Source organism: Mesorhizobium sp. M8A.F.Ca.ET.218.01.1.1 (assembly GCF_004791165.1).
Lineage (GTDB): Bacteria > Pseudomonadota > Alphaproteobacteria > Rhizobiales > Rhizobiaceae > Mesorhizobium.
On sequence record NZ_SRUZ01000008.1, the window covers coordinates 286,539 to 300,036 of the forward strand.

Sequence of the window (13,498 nt, forward strand, 5' to 3'; positions counted from 1 at the left end):
TAGTCGGTACTTACGCGCCTTCGACGACGGAAAAACCCTCGAATTGCGGGTGGCCGAGATAATGGACCTTTGTCGTGCCGACATTGCGGTGGGCGGCGCGAAAGTTCTCCGATTTGGTCCAGGCGACGAAGTCGGCGTGGCTCGCCCAGACCGTATGCGAGGCAAACAGCGTGTAGCCTTCGGTCTCGTTGGCCGGGCCGCGCAACAGATGGAATTCCCGGAAGCCTTTCATCTCGGCAAGGCTGGAATCGCGGTTCTTCCACACGGCTTCGAAATCGGCCTCGGAGCCGGTCTGCACCTTGAAGCGGTTCATGGCGATATACATGGGGTCCCTTTCCTGCGGATGTTGATGGTTGGCGCCGCAACGTTTGTGCTGCTCACATCTTAGAACGGGCCGATCCCGACCTCGAATTCCAAACCCGGATTCGCGGCCTGTGGCGGAATTGGAGGGAAGGGAGCAGCCTTGCGCACGATGCCAAGCGCGGCCTCATCGAAAGTCTTCGATCCCGAGCTTTCCAGAATACGCAACTGATCTATGTTGCCCTTCTTGCCTATGGCGAATGCCACAACCGCATTGTTTCGCGCGGCCAGTTGCAGCGAAGGCGGGAGAGTTCGATTGACGCTGCCGAGCTTTCGAAAGACGTCGCCGCGGTAGCTGTCTTCCGCGGCGCTGCCGGCCTCTTTCTGCCTCTTGCCCATGCTGGCCGCTTGCGCCGGCCGATCCTGGCCGTCGGCCGTACCGCTCCGTTCATCCGCCGCTGCAGCTGTCGCAGGCGCGGCCGCCGGAGTCGGCCTTGCATAGGGTGTCGGCGGGTGATCGGGAGCGGCGACAGGCATCTCGACGGTTTCGGCCTGGACGCTCGGCTGCGCCTGCGTTTCGTTCCTGGCGGCCACGCTCTGGTCGTCCGGGCGGGGTTTTGCCGTCACCAGTATGTCGGGTGTCACCATTGGCTGTTTGGCCGGTTCCTGCGAGGGCTCCGAAGCCTGCTTCGCGGCGTCCCGGACGGGCTCGCGATCCTGTGTCACAGCTTCCGGCGTGGGCCGCGAAGGTTCCGTCGGCGGCGCCGGCCTGGCTGCCTTTGCCCGATGTGGTTTGGCCGATGGCTGGTTCGGCACCAACGTGACATTCATTGCCGCGGGGTCCTTGTCCAGCGCACTGCCGGCTACCTTGTCGCCCGTGTGATCGCCGCCTTCCGATTGCTCCGCCTGCCTGGAAACAAACGTGCCGGCGGGTGAGATCAGAAAAGCCGCCGCTACCGCGGCATGGAGCAGGCCCGAGATGGCGATCGCCGTTGCCCACTTGCCGTTGCCGGCAGGCGGCCGCGTCTGGGCAAGCGGCTCGGCCGGCACGATGGCCAACTCGTCGCCGACGTTGGGGAGGGGACTGATTTCCTGCATGTCGCGCGGCGGAAAATGCAGCGGCCCAGGCGTCATTGTCAAATCAAGATGGACTGGCTCAAACAGCGGAAGGCCGGCCAGCGGCCGGGCCACCATATGTCGCGCCAAGTCGGGTTCCAGTCCCACCGCCGCCCTCAGACGCCGAAAGCGATGCCGGTCCTGGTGTCCGTCTTCAGCTTGCGCATGCAGGCGGCCGGCTCGACGCCCGTGCCGGCGCATTCCGTGGCGCTGTTGATCAGCACGCGGCTGACCTTGGCGCAGTCAGTGCCGGCCAGGTCAAAGCGCGTCACCTTGGTCTTGCCGGCCGGCAGGTCCTTGAAGTCGAGCACGGTCAGCCGGTCGACGATACCGGCCTCGTTGAACAGGGCGATCTCGAACGCCGCCTTGATGAGGTCGGCGCCGAGATTGTTGCTGACCAGGAAGGTCAGGCGGCAGCCCTTGTCGGAAGGCTGCGCTGCATTGAGTTCGAGGGTCAGGACCGGCGCGGACTGCTCAGCCCACGCCGGAACCATCGCAAGCGACATCGCCAGCGCCGAGGTCAGCAGACGAAGCGATGTCGTCAAGCTCGTCATGATGGATCAGCCTCCAAATCGCATGGTTGCCGCCAGTTTCAGCGTGATGCCGGGTTCATAGACGGCGACCGTCGTGCCGCCATTCAGCGGGTTGGCGTATTTGACGTCGAACAGGTTGTCGGCACGGAAATCGACCTTTAGATCGTCGGTCGCCTGATAGCTGGCAAAGGCGTTGACCAGCGTATAGTCGGTGGCCACCGCATTGCCCTTGGGCTTGCCGTTGTACTGCACTTCGCCCCCGACGGTCAGCTTGTCCTCGAGGAAACGCAAACCGAGCTGAGCGGTGACCTGAGAGGAGGGAATGGTGGCGAGGTCGGCCTCCACGCCCTTGTAGGAAACTGTGTGGCCATTTGTGATCGAAGCCGAGAGGCCGGCATAGCCCCACGCCGCGTCGTAGACACCTTCCAGCTCGAAACCGTTGATCCTGGCCTTGGCGAAATTCTGATACTGGAAGCAGATCGGGATGCCGGGGCCGAAGGGGCAGCCGCTGCCTGGGGCGAACGGGGACAGCGTCACGCCGTCGATATAGTCGTCGACATCGTTGTTGAAATAGGCTGCCTTCAGGCGCAAGGCGTCGCCAGCCTCGAAGATGTCGTTCTGCTTGTAGTTGACGCCGAATTCGGTCGTCTTGCCGGTTTCAGGCCGCAGATTTGGATTGGGCAGGAACGGGAAGCTGACGCCTGCCGGATGGTTGCCGCTGATCAGAGTCTCCGTGATCGAGGGCGAGCGATAGCCTTCCGCATAGGTGCCGTAGAATTGCAGGCCGGCAAGGCCGGCGCTCTCGAAAGGCGAGACACCGACCGTGACGCGCGGCGATAGCCTGTCGCCGGAAATATCGTGCGTGTCGTTCTTCAGGATGTAGCTGTCGTAGCGCAGGCCGGCGATGACTTCGAGCCAGTCCCAGGTGAGCTTGTCCTGGACGTAGGCGCCCGACACGTTCCGCTTGCCCGAAGGGGTGTAGAAACTGTCGCCGCCGGCCGCGCCGCCCGTCTTGACATTGTCGCCGACCCAGTCGCCGCCATAGCTCAGTTCATGCGCGATGCCGCCCGTTTCGAACCGTGACGTGTTCCAGATATCGATACCGGCCGTGCCGACATCGAATGTCGATTGTGATCCTGCCGGCAGCACCACGGGAAGACCGGAGACCGGATCGAAGCGGTTCTGCGGGACAAGACTGGTCAGGCCGAGATTGGTCTTGTTGTAGGAGGTGTTGATGTGGAGATCGAGCCAGCTCTTGTCTTCGTCCGTGATGTTGTAGCGGGCCGTGAAGGTGTTCGACTTCAGGTCGATATCATTCACAGGCACGCCGCCGCTGGTCTCGTCCCAGCCGTCGCTCGATCCGACCCAGCCAAGCTTCAGCTCACTGTTCTCGGTCGGCCGGATGGTGGTCTTGAGCAGGCCGCTCAGCACGTCGAAACCAGTGCCGTTGACGGTGTCGCCGTCGCCGTCCTTGTAGTTGTCGTAGTCGCGGTAGACGATGTTGCCCAGCACCTCCCAGTTCTCACTGACGCGATAAGCGCCGGATGCGCTTGATGTCCAGCCCTTGCCGTTGCTCTCGTAGCGTCCGGTGACGGAACCGGCCCAGCTCTCGTCAGGCTTGAGGAAATCCTGGGCATCCTTGGTGTCGAAGAAGACGACACCGCCAATGGCGCCCGAGCCATAGGTGTTGGCGACCGGGCCACGGATCACGTCGACGGATTTGACGAGCTCGGGATCGATGTAGAAGGTCGACTGCGTGCCGTGGTCGGAACGCTGGAAATTCTGGCGCGCGCCATCGACGATGACAGCGACGCGGCCGAAATCCTGCAGGCCTCGGATGTTGATGCTGGTGCTGACGCGCCTGGCGTCCGCCTGTGCGGCGACGCCGGGCACACCGAAAAGCATCTCGTTTGGCGTCGTCGCCATGCGGCGGTCGAGCTGTTCCTGGTCGACATGGCTGGCCGAGGCCAGCGATTCGATCGCCGTTTCGCCGGTGCGGCTGAGCACCAGGATCTTGTCGAGCAGCGTCGCGCCCGCGGGAGTTGCTTTTTCCTGGTCAGTCTTCTTCGATTGATCCGGTTGCTTGCCCGCCGGCTGCGTTGCCTGCTGGGCGTGCGCCGATAGCGCGGACAAGGCGATCGCCGCCACGCCCGCGAGTAAAGCCGCCGCGCCGTTCGCCGTCGCCCGGCCGCGCCGTTCCCAATTCATTGACCCCATGCCCCAACTCCAAATCCCAGGTTCCATGCTGGCTGGCCTGGGGCTTGCTGGCATTTTTGATCGTATCCGGCATCTTAAATGTTGACTCATTTAGTCCGGTATTGCACTGACTAGTAAACATGATTATTCGAGTCAAGAAATGAATCGGCAATTTCGCAGCGCCTAGCCAGATGCCCGGCACAGGAAAGGGATCGACCCAGATGAACACGCATAATCCCAACGATTTTCGCTATCGCGTCCGCCGTTCCGACGATGCCTCCGCCCGTTTCGATCGGATTCCGCTGGCGGTGCGAACGCTGTCCAGCAACACCCTATTCCAGGGCGAGCACGAGATCGGCATCGAACATCATGGGGCGCTCTACCGGCTGAAGATCACCCGCCAGGGCAAGCTCATTCTCAACAAGTAAGGCAAGGCATCAGGGGTAAAGACATGGACCAGCGCGTAAAACCCGCTCCGCATGAAATCCGGCGGGCACGGACCGAGAATCCGAAAGCGCGCGAGCGTGATCTGGCCGGCCAGCTCGGCATTTCGGAGGCCGAGCTGGTGGCCGCGCATTGCGGTGATGGCGTCATTCGCATCGAGCCGCGCGTCAATGACCTTCTGACCGGTCTAGAGGCCGTTGGCGAGGTGATGGCGCTGACCCGCAACGAAAGCGCCGTGCACGAAAAGATCGGCGTTTACGACAAGGTCGTCACCGGCAATCACAATGCGATGGTGCTTGGCGAGAACATCGACCTGCGCATCTTCCCGAAAATCTGGGCGCATGGCTTCGCCCTGGAAAAGCGGGACGGCGACGACATCCGCCGCAGCCTGCAATTCTTCGATGCTTCCGGCGAGGCGGTGCACAAGGTGCACCTGCGCCCCGCCTCCAGCCTCTATGCCTACCAGAAGCTGGTCGCCTCGCTGGAATCACCGAACCAGGGGCCGACGATCGAGATTTCAGGACCCGTTCTCGACGAGGAAAGCGAGGCCGGGACATCGACTGCGAGCCTGGACGATCTGCGTGACCGCTGGAGCCGGCTGACGGACGTGCACCAGTTCTTCGGCATGCTGAAGACGTTGAAGCTCAGCCGCCGCCAGGCGGTGCGCATGGTCGGCCAGGATTACGCCTGGCTGCTCGACAATGACGCGGTGCGCGCCATGTTCCATCACGCCGCCGAAAGCGAGATGCCGATCATGTGCTTTGTGGGCAACCGCGGCTGCATCCAGATCCATTCCGGCCCGGTCAAGTCGATCAAGCCGATGGGACCGTGGATCAACGTGCTGGACGAGACCTTTCATCTGCATCTGCGAACCGACCACATCCATGAGGTATGGGCGGTGCGCAAGCCGACCAGGGACGGCCACGTCACCTCGCTCGAGGTCTATGCCGCCAATGGCGACATGATCATCCAGTTCTTCGGCAAGCGCCACGAAGGCGAAAGCGAGCGCGACGACTGGCGCTTCCTGGCCGAGCACCTGCCGCGCATTCCAAGCCCGACGGCAGCCTGAGGACAGTGTAATGAGTTTTGTGTCGAGACTGTCCGCCCTGCGCGGATCGATGATCGGTTCCGCGATCGGCCTTGCCCTGGCTTTCGCCGCAATGCAGCCGGCCGGCGCCAACGAAGGCGTTTCGGTCTTCGCCGATCCTTCGAAGATCGCCGCCATCGGCGGGTCCATCACCGAGATCGTCTATGCGCTTGGAGAGGAAAAGCATCTGGTGGCTCGCGATTCCACCAGCAATTTTCCAAAAGCCGCGCTCGACCTGCCTGATGTCGGTTACATGCGCCAGCTGTCGCCGGAAGGCGTCTTGTCGGTCAATCCGACAGGCATACTGGCATTGTACGGCAGCGGCCCCAAGGAAGCCGTCGACGTGCTAAAGAAGACGAGCATTCCATTCATCGAAGTGCCCGAACTGTACAGCCGCGAAGGCATCCTCCAGAAGGTCCGCATTGTCGGCAAGGCGCTCGGGGTCGAGGCCAAGGCCGAGGTGCTGGCCAAGGCGCTCGATGCCAAACTCACGGCCGCCGAAAAGCAGACAGCCTCGATCAAGGAGCGCAAGCGCGTCCTGTTCGTTCTCTCGATACAGAGTGGCAAGATCCTGGCGGCCGGCAGCGAAACCGCGGCCGATGGCATGGTCAAGCTGGCGGGCGGGGTCAATGCGGTGGAAGGCTTTTCCGGCTACAAGCAAATGTCCGACGAAGCGATCATCACCGCCAGGCCGGACGTGATCTTGATGATGACCAATGCCGGGCCGCCGGTCTCGGACGACGAATTGTTCGGCAATCCATCCATCGCCTCGACGCCGGCCGGAACGGCGCGCAAGCTGCTCCGCATCGACGGCGCCTATCTACTGGGCTTCGGACCGCGCACGGCCGACGCGATCCACGATCTCGCCGTGTCGCTCTATGGCGCACAGGTCACGGACTGAGCATCATGGCCGACCAGTCGATCGCCGGTCCGGTGAAGGCGATGGGTGCATCCGAAGGGGATCGTTCCGGCCGCGCCCGTGCCGTCATTCTTATGCTGTGCCTGGGCCTGGCGGGCGCCGTCTTGCTTTCGCTCACATCCGGGGCGTCGGATGCATCCGCCGTGAACGTCATCAGGGATTGGCTCTTTGGCACCATCCCCGGCGATGCGGCACTCAACGCCCGTGACAGCCTGATCGTCCATGACATCCGCCTGCCGCGCGTTATCCTCGGCATGCTGGTGGGTGCGGCTCTCGCTGTCTGTGGCGCCGTCATGCAGGGACTGTTCCGCAATCCGCTCGCCGATCCCGGACTGATCGGCGTTTCAGCCGGCTCCAGCCTCGGCGCGGTGGCCATCATCGTGCTGGGCGGGACCATGCTGGCACCGGTGACCGCATTGCTCGGAACGCTCGCGCTGCCGCTTGCGGCATTCTTCGGCGCCCTCGCCACCACATTGGTGCTTTATCAGGTCGCCACGCGACGCGGGCAAACCTCTGTTGCCACCATGCTGCTCGCGGGTATCGCCCTGGCTGCACTTGCCATGGCGCTGACCGGAATCCTCATCTTCATGGCCGACGATCGCCAGTTGCGCGATCTGACCTTCTGGTCACTGGGATCGCTCGGTGGTGCGACATGGGCCAAGATCGCTTCCGTCGGGCCCATCATCGTCTTGGCACTCGCGGCGATGCCGTTCCTTGCCCGGGGTCTCAACGCGCTGGCGCTCGGCGAGGCCGCCGCCGGCCATCTCGGCATTCCGGTGCAGCGGCTGAAATACACAGCCATCATTGGTGTCTCGGCGGCGGTCGGGGCGTCCGTCGCCGTCAGCGGCGGCATCGGTTTCGTCGGCATCGTCGTGCCGCACCTGCTGCGCCTGCTGATTGGCCCGGACAATCGTTACCTGCTGCCGGCCTCGGCGCTGCTCGGCGCCTCGCTGTTGCTGCTCGCCGATGCCGTGGCCCGCACCATCGTGGCGCCGGCAGAGTTGCCGATCGGCATCGTCACCGCCGTCGCTGGCGCACCGTTCTTCCTGTGGATCCTGCTGCGCAAGCGTGGCGTGATCGATTTGTGAGATTTGAGACCCTGTAGGAGTGTTTCATGATCGAAGCCCGCGACGTTTCTGTGGCGATCGGCAAGAAGCGCATTGTCGCCAACGTCGATTTCGAAGTCAGGCCAGGTGAAATCTCGGCCATCGTCGGCCCCAACGGATCGGGCAAGACGACCTTTCTCAAGGCGATGTCGGGGGATCTCGTCCATACCGGACGGATCCTTATCAACGGTCGCGAGCTGTCGAAGATGAAGCCGGTCGAGGCGGCGACAGTGCGAGCGGTGCTGCCTCAGGCAACGACCCTGTCCTTTCCCTTCACCGTGCGCGAGATCGTCAGGCTTGGCCTCGTCGGTGGACGCTCGGGCGTGCTGCCCGGCGAGGACGAACGCCTGCCGGAGCGGGCGCTGGCGCGGGTCGATCTCGACGGTTTTGCCGGTCGTTTCTACCAGGAGCTTTCCGGTGGTGAGCAGCAGCGTGTCCAGCTTGCCCGCGTGCTGTGCCAGGTCTGGGCGCCGGTGCTTGACGGCGGCCCGCGCTATCTCTTCCTCGACGAACCGGTTTCCAGCCTCGACATCAAGCATCAGCTGATCATCATGAACATCGCCCGCGACTTCGCCAGAAGAGGCGGCGGCGTGGTCGCGATCCTGCACGACCTCAATCTGACGGCGATGTTCGCCGACCGCATCTTCGTGATGCATCGCGGCCGGCTGGCCGCGACCGGATCGCCGCGCGACGTGCTGAGTGACGATCTGATCGAGAATGTGTTCGACTGCCGGCTCAAGGTCGGCGTGCTGCCGGCCGGCAACATGCCATTCGTGCTGCCGCAATCGGCAGCCTAGATCTGCGGTCTTCGGCCCGGCCTGCGCAGGATCAAGCTGCCGGGGCGCGGCGCTCCATCAGCATGTCGATACCGAGCAGGTTGCGCACATTCGGCCGCGCCGCCACCAGATCGGCGATCGTGTAGCGGGCAAGCACGGCGAAGAAGGCGTTGAGCGCTTCGCGCAGCGCCGAGTTCAATGCGCAGCTGTCGACCAGCGGGCATTCGGCCGCGTCATTCTCGAAGCACTCCGCCATGGCAAAGCTTTCCTCGGTCACGCGCACAACATCGAACAGGCTTATCGATTCGGCGGCGCGGCCGAGCCGTACCCCTCCGTTCCGGCCGCGGACGGTCTCGACCAGGCCGTTCTCGACCAAAGGCTGCAGGATCTTGAACAGGAACAGTTCCGACACCGAATAGGCGGTCGCGATCTCCGGGATGCGGCTCAACCGTTCATTGTTGGCGGCACAATACATCAGGATGCGCATGGCATAGTTGGTTTGGCGGGTAAGCCGCATTTCATCCTCACAAAGCGCTGGCGCGGTGCAACCATGCCAGAGTCTGGAACTTTGCCGGCGCGGCTTCACCAGGATTTTCGGAGTCGCCGCGCTGGCCTCGGTCGAATATGGCCTATACCTTGGAATAATTCCAGACTGGCTTGGGATTATAGCTGAATATTCGCGTCAACTTTATGTGCGTGGCCAGGCGAAACGCTGAGAAAATCGGCTGTCGCGGGCATTTTGACGGCCGAAGCACTAAATAGCCTGGGATCGACGAGGAGCGGCTCATATGTCTCAATCGGCCCAGTCGCTGGCGCCTGTCCGTTTCGACACCGACGCGGGCGCCAAGCTTTCGGCGCTGCGGCGGACAAAGTTCGTCGCCACGGCGGCGCTGGCACTCTGCGTGCTGGTCTTTGTCTTGGCCAAGTCCTTCCAGGCCAGCTACCCGTGGCTCGGCTTCGTCGCCGCCTTCGCCGAGGCGGCCACCATCGGCGGCCTTGCCGACTGGTACGCGGTGGTGGCGCTGTTCAAACGGCCGCTCGGGCTACCCATCCCGCACACCGCCATCATCCCGGAAAACAAGGATCGGATAGCCGACAATCTCGGCCGTTTCATCGAGGTTAATTTCCTGGCGCCGGAACCTGTGCGTGAAAAACTCGCCGAGGTCGATTTTTCGGCGCTCGTCGCCGATTGGCTCGCCGATGCCGAACGCGCCGCCGGCCTGTCGCGCTTCGTCGTGCGGCTGGTGCCGCGTACGCTTGCGGCCGTCGAACAATCGGGCCTGCGCGGTTTCGTCACCAGCCGTATGCTGGAGCAGATCGAAAAGGTGCCGCTGGCGCCGCTGGCCGCCGAACTCTTGTCGGCGCTCACCGACGATCGCCGCCACCAGAAATTGTTCGACGAGTTCATCAAGGTCATCGGCCGGTTCCTCAACGACGAACAGGCGCTGGCGACGATGCGCGACAAGATCCGCGAGGAACTGCCGTCGCTGTTCAACCTGTTTCGCGCCGATGCCTACCTCCTGAAGAAGATCGTCGCCTCGGCGGGCTCCCTGCTGGACGAAGTGCGTGCCGATCCCGACCACCCGATGCGCGCCGAATTCGACCGTTTCGCGCAAAGTTTCGTCGACCGGCTGCGCACGTCCAAGCAATATGCCAAGCGAGCGGAGAAAATGAAGCGCGATTTTCTCGCCAGACCCGAAGTCAGGGCGCTGGCCGGCGACATGTGGGAGAGCCTCAGCCTGTTCATCGAGCAGGATGCCAAGGCGCCGAATTCGCTGGTCCGGGAGCATCTCGCCAACATGTTCGTCGAAGTCGGCCGCCATCTCGCCGGCGATGCCCAGATCCGGGCCGACATGAACCAAGGATTCGTGGTGGCGTTGGCCTCCTTCGTGGAAAGCCAGAAGAGCGGCGTGTCGAAATTCATCGCCGACCAGGTCAAGCGCTGGGACCTGGCGCAGCTGACACGCCTGATCGAGATGAACATCGGCAGGGACCTGCAATATATCCGCTTCAACGGCATGATCATCGGCGGGCTGGCTGGCATCGTGCTCTATACGATCGAGTTGCTGCTCCCGGTCAATTAATCCGTATCGATCGCCAGGCGTGCGTTCGAAATGGACACACGGCGTTCGAGTGCTATTCTCCCGTCGAGGGCGTCCGCAACCGCGGCAAAGGGGAGAAGACAGTCATGGCCAGACAAGCAGAATCCGATTCCTTCATGGAGATGTTCGGCAGATTCGGCCGTGACCTGAAGGTGCCCAACGTCGATGTCGAGGCGATCCTTGCCCATCATCGCAAGAACCTCGAAGCGCTGGAGAAGGCGGCGCGGACCAGTGCGGCGGGAGCGACCTCGCTGTTGTCGAGGCAGCGCGAAATGCTGCAGGACACGTTGCGGGAGGTCGCCGACATGGCGCAGAGCTACCGCGCACCGGGCAATCCGCAGGAACTGATGGCCAAGCAGACGGAGTTTGCCAGAAAATCCTTCGAGGCCGCGCTCAAGAACGCTGGTGAAGTGGCTGAACTGGCCAGGAAATCAGGCACCGAATCGATCGACATACTGCGCGCGCGCATCAAGGAGGCGATGGAGGAGGTCCGCGCCGGCTACGGGCAGAAGTGAATCCCATCGGCTGTCGTTTCGCCCTCTATCCGGCACGCCGGTTCGCGATTCCGCAACCTTGCACATAGTTGCATTAGCGCCACGGCATAAGCTCCCGGCAAGCTGGAAGGTCAAAAAGTCAGATTCGGGCCTGCCATTGCGTGGCAAGCCATGGCACGAGTGTGTTCGAATCCGGCGGAACGGTTTTGCGCGGAACGAATTGACAGAGGCCGCCGGTTCGTGGTCCGGAAGCTCTGGAAGCGATCGGGAAAGCAGGAATGACGGAAGTACGGCCTAAAACGCCGCCAACCTACGAACAGCTGAGAACGATGTCCGGACAGGAACTCGGCGTCTCGGAATGGACCACGGTCGACCAGAACCGCATCAACCAGTTCGCCGAATGCACCGGCGACCATCAATGGATCCACGTCGATCCTGAACGGGCGCGGCGGCAAAGCCCGTTCCGCACCACGATCGCGCATGGCTATCTGACGTTGTCGATCATCGGCGCGCTGGCCCTCGAAATGGGGATCGTGCCCGAGAATACGCAGGCCGCCTTCAACTATGGTTTCGACAAGGTGCGTTTCCTGGCGCCGGTCAGGGTCGGCGCGCGCATCCGCCTGCGCACGACGCTGCTTTCCATGGAAGACCGTGGCCCAGGCCAGTATCTTATGAAGGCAGCCAACACGGTCGAGATCGAAGGCGAGGAAAAGCCGGCGCTGATGGCTGAAACGCTCGTCATGCTTTACGAACGCCGCAAACGGGCAGGGGCCTGAACGGCGGTCCGCCAGGCCCCTCGCGTCATTTCATTGGCCGTAACAGTTCCGGCAAAGACGATGCCTATGGCCATCACCCACATGGGCAGGATGAAGGTCGTGAAGGAGGGGCGGCGAAGGCGAGCAGTCAAACGATTGCGGTTCAACGCCGGTTGGGTTCCGCTCGGCGGTCGGCGCGGGCGGAGAGCACCGCAAGGACCAGCGCGGCCAGGGCCAGGGCCGTGGCCACCCGGAAGGTGATCTGCATGCCTTGGGTCGCCGCCGCGGAACTCAAGAGCTGCTGCCCGATCCCTTGCTGTGCATTACTCGATGCGATCGCGAATATGGCACCCATTAGCGATGCGCCAGTGATGAGACCAAGATTGCGCGACAGGTTGAGCAGACCGGAAACGACGCCACGTTCGTTTGCGCTTACACCGCCCATGACGGCTGCATTGTTGGCGGTCTGGAACAGGGCATAGCCGAAGCAGGTGACGGTGATTGGAGCGACGTAGCTGGCGATGCCGAGCTTGGTCAGGGCGAGCGACAGGAGGAACGTTCCCGTGGCGAGGCAGAGCAGGCCGGCGACCATCATCCGATGGGCACCGAAGCGATCGGTCAGCCGGCCGGCCAGCAGCGCCGACAGGGTCGAGACAAGCGGCCCGGTCGAAAGCGCCATTCCAACCATCGCGGCATCCAATCCCAGCCCGCGCGACAGGTAGAACGGAGCAACCACTAGGGTTGCCATCATCACCGTGGCGACGATCAGGCTCATGGCGAGGCCGGCGCTCAGCCGCGGGTCGCGGAAGCGGTCGAGTTGGACGAGGGGCGCCTTCGCTTTCGCCTGAGCGATGGCGAACACGATGACGCCGATACCGGCCGCGACCAGCAGGCCCAGATTGAGCACACCGAGATTGCCTCGGCCAAGAGTCAATGCCAGGGCATAGGCGCCCAAGGTAAGGGCCAGCAGGGCGGTGCCCGGGACGTCAAACGTGCCTCGACCGGCCGCCATTGTTCCGCCTCGCGCCGGCAAGGCACGCCAGGCGAGAGCGAAGGTCAGAAGACCCAGCGGCACATTGACAAGAAAGATTGCTCGCCAGCCGAGGCCGGCGATCAACAAGCCGCCAAGCGAAGGCCCGAGCGTCGTGCCGATCGCGGACATGGCGCCGAGCAGGCCCATGGCGCTGCCGGTTCGCTCCTTGCTTACGGTTTCCGTGACGAAGGCCAGTGTCAGCGCCATCATCAGCGCGGCGCCAAGTCCCTGCACGGCGCGCGCCGCGATCAGCAGCCAGAGTGTCGGTGCCAGTCCGCAGACCACCGATGCCAGCGTGAACAGCGCGATGCCACAAAGCAGCAAAGGCCGACGCCCGAACATGTCGGCCAGCCGTCCGGCGCCGACGATCAGCGTGGTGATGGCGAGCAGATAGGCGAGAACCACCCATTGCACGGCCTGGAACGATGCATCGAAGGCTTGCATCAGCGAAGGCAGGCCGACGCTGGCAATGCTGGTTCCCAGTGACGATAGCAGCGTGGCGAGCGACAGGCTCACCAGCGCCAGGCCAGCGGACTGGGCCTGTCGCGGCGCCGATATCAGTTCCCGATTTTGCTCAACGACTGCCAAGGCGATCTCCTTTCTGTCTGCTCCGGAACCGGAGCTGTCGGAGATCTAG

General features: G+C 63.1%; 14 protein-coding genes. 8 read left to right on the plus strand and 6 right to left on the minus strand.

Annotated elements, in window-relative coordinates:
* Positions 1-10: 10 nt before the first annotated feature.
* The 4 genes from EN861_RS27470 to EN861_RS27485 form a co-directional block, all read right to left on the minus strand.
* On the minus strand, positions 11-325 hold the full coding sequence (locus tag EN861_RS27470; RefSeq protein ID WP_127872698.1) for an antibiotic biosynthesis monooxygenase: 315 nt from the start codon (positions 323-325) through the stop codon (positions 11-13).
* Between the two features lie 59 nt (positions 326-384).
* Positions 385-1,434 (minus strand): energy transducer TonB, encoded by a 1,050-nt coding sequence (locus tag EN861_RS27475; RefSeq protein WP_245512119.1) that lies wholly within the window; start codon positions 1,432-1,434, stop codon positions 385-387.
* A gap of 98 nt (positions 1,435-1,532) precedes the next feature.
* Positions 1,533-1,970: a hypothetical protein gene (locus EN861_RS27480; RefSeq protein ID WP_135866767.1), complete on the minus strand. Its 438-nt coding sequence runs from the start codon at positions 1,968-1,970 to the stop codon at positions 1,533-1,535.
* Between the two features lie 6 nt (positions 1,971-1,976).
* Positions 1,977-4,166, minus strand: coding sequence for a TonB-dependent hemoglobin/transferrin/lactoferrin family receptor (locus EN861_RS27485; protein ID WP_135866769.1), 2,190 nt, complete (start codon positions 4,164-4,166; stop codon positions 1,977-1,979).
* Between the two features lie 200 nt (positions 4,167-4,366).
* On the opposite strand from EN861_RS27485, the gene hemP reads away from it, so the two are divergent.
* Genes hemP through EN861_RS27510 form a run of 5 tightly spaced genes read left to right on the plus strand, consistent with a single transcriptional unit; the run spans position 4,367 to position 8,498 of the window.
* The gene (gene hemP / locus EN861_RS27490) at positions 4,367-4,573 is read left to right on the plus strand and encodes a hemin uptake protein HemP (RefSeq protein WP_027051401.1); all 207 of its coding nucleotides are present in this window, start codon (positions 4,367-4,369) and stop codon (positions 4,571-4,573) included.
* 23 nt (positions 4,574-4,596) lie between these two features.
* Positions 4,597-5,658, plus strand: coding sequence for a hemin-degrading factor (locus EN861_RS27495; protein ID WP_135866771.1), 1,062 nt, complete (start codon positions 4,597-4,599; stop codon positions 5,656-5,658).
* Between the two features lie 10 nt (positions 5,659-5,668).
* The gene (locus tag EN861_RS27500) at positions 5,669-6,577 is read left to right on the plus strand and encodes a hemin ABC transporter substrate-binding protein (protein ID WP_135866773.1); all 909 of its coding nucleotides are present in this window, start codon (positions 5,669-5,671) and stop codon (positions 6,575-6,577) included.
* A 5-nt stretch (positions 6,578-6,582) separates the two neighbouring features.
* Positions 6,583-7,683 carry an iron ABC transporter permease gene (locus EN861_RS27505; protein WP_135866775.1) on the plus strand — a complete coding sequence of 367 codons (1,101 nt, stop codon included), beginning with the start codon at positions 6,583-6,585 and terminating at the stop codon, positions 7,681-7,683.
* 26 nt (positions 7,684-7,709) lie between these two features.
* A complete protein-coding gene (locus tag EN861_RS27510; protein ID WP_135866777.1) occupies positions 7,710-8,498 on the plus strand; it encodes a heme ABC transporter ATP-binding protein in 789 nt (262 codons plus the stop codon).
* 31 nt (positions 8,499-8,529) lie between these two features.
* Here the strand turns inward: EN861_RS27510 and rirA are convergent, their stop codons facing one another.
* Complete coding sequence (gene rirA, locus EN861_RS27515; RefSeq protein ID WP_135866779.1) at positions 8,530-8,994, minus strand: iron-responsive transcriptional regulator RirA; 465 nt, start codon at positions 8,992-8,994, stop codon at positions 8,530-8,532.
* Positions 8,995-9,265: 271 nt separating this feature from the next.
* Here rirA and EN861_RS27520 point away from each other — a divergent pair, with 271 nt between their 5' ends.
* The 3 genes from EN861_RS27520 to EN861_RS27530 all read left to right on the plus strand — a co-directional run bounded on the left by EN861_RS27520 (position 9,266) and on the right by EN861_RS27530 (position 11,849).
* A complete protein-coding gene (locus EN861_RS27520) occupies positions 9,266-10,561 on the plus strand; it encodes a DUF445 domain-containing protein (protein ID WP_135866781.1) in 1,296 nt (431 codons plus the stop codon).
* Positions 10,562-10,665: 104 nt separating this feature from the next.
* Complete coding sequence (locus tag EN861_RS27525; RefSeq protein WP_135866783.1) at positions 10,666-11,094, plus strand: phasin family protein; 429 nt, start codon at positions 10,666-10,668, stop codon at positions 11,092-11,094.
* A 257-nt stretch (positions 11,095-11,351) separates the two neighbouring features.
* Positions 11,352-11,849, plus strand: coding sequence for a MaoC family dehydratase (locus EN861_RS27530; protein ID WP_127280148.1), 498 nt, complete (start codon positions 11,352-11,354; stop codon positions 11,847-11,849).
* A gap of 142 nt (positions 11,850-11,991) precedes the next feature.
* Here the strand turns inward: EN861_RS27530 and EN861_RS27535 are convergent, their stop codons facing one another.
* Positions 11,992-13,449, minus strand: a complete 1,458-nt coding sequence (locus EN861_RS27535; RefSeq protein ID WP_135866785.1) for an MFS transporter — start codon at positions 13,447-13,449, stop codon at positions 11,992-11,994.
* Positions 13,450-13,498: the final 49 nt, after the last annotated feature.

What these genes read in the sequence shown, in the direction of transcription:
- EN861_RS27500 (WP_135866773.1), top strand. Translation starts at nt 5,669, where the DNA reads ATGAGTTTTGTGTCGAGACTGTCCGCCCTGCGCGGATCGATGATCGGT.
- EN861_RS27480 (WP_135866767.1), bottom strand. Translation starts at nt 1,970, where the DNA reads ATGACGAGCTTGACGACATCGCTTCGTCTGCTGACCTCGGCGCTGGCG.
- EN861_RS27475 (WP_245512119.1), bottom strand. Translation starts at nt 1,434, where the DNA reads ATGACGCCTGGGCCGCTGCATTTTCCGCCGCGCGACATGCAGGAAATC.
- EN861_RS27525 (WP_135866783.1), top strand. Translation starts at nt 10,666, where the DNA reads ATGGCCAGACAAGCAGAATCCGATTCCTTCATGGAGATGTTCGGCAGA.
- EN861_RS27510 (WP_135866777.1), top strand. Translation starts at nt 7,710, where the DNA reads ATGATCGAAGCCCGCGACGTTTCTGTGGCGATCGGCAAGAAGCGCATT.
- EN861_RS27470 (WP_127872698.1), bottom strand. Translation starts at nt 325, where the DNA reads ATGTATATCGCCATGAACCGCTTCAAGGTGCAGACCGGCTCCGAGGCC.
- EN861_RS27495 (WP_135866771.1), top strand. Translation starts at nt 4,597, where the DNA reads ATGGACCAGCGCGTAAAACCCGCTCCGCATGAAATCCGGCGGGCACGG.
- hemP (WP_027051401.1), top strand. Translation starts at nt 4,367, where the DNA reads ATGAACACGCATAATCCCAACGATTTTCGCTATCGCGTCCGCCGTTCC.
- EN861_RS27505 (WP_135866775.1), top strand. Translation starts at nt 6,583, where the DNA reads ATGGCCGACCAGTCGATCGCCGGTCCGGTGAAGGCGATGGGTGCATCC.
- EN861_RS27520 (WP_135866781.1), top strand. Translation starts at nt 9,266, where the DNA reads ATGTCTCAATCGGCCCAGTCGCTGGCGCCTGTCCGTTTCGACACCGAC.
- EN861_RS27530 (WP_127280148.1), top strand. Translation starts at nt 11,352, where the DNA reads ATGACGGAAGTACGGCCTAAAACGCCGCCAACCTACGAACAGCTGAGA.
- EN861_RS27485 (WP_135866769.1), bottom strand. Translation starts at nt 4,166, where the DNA reads ATGGGGTCAATGAATTGGGAACGGCGCGGCCGGGCGACGGCGAACGGC.
- rirA (WP_135866779.1), bottom strand. Translation starts at nt 8,994, where the DNA reads ATGCGGCTTACCCGCCAAACCAACTATGCCATGCGCATCCTGATGTAT.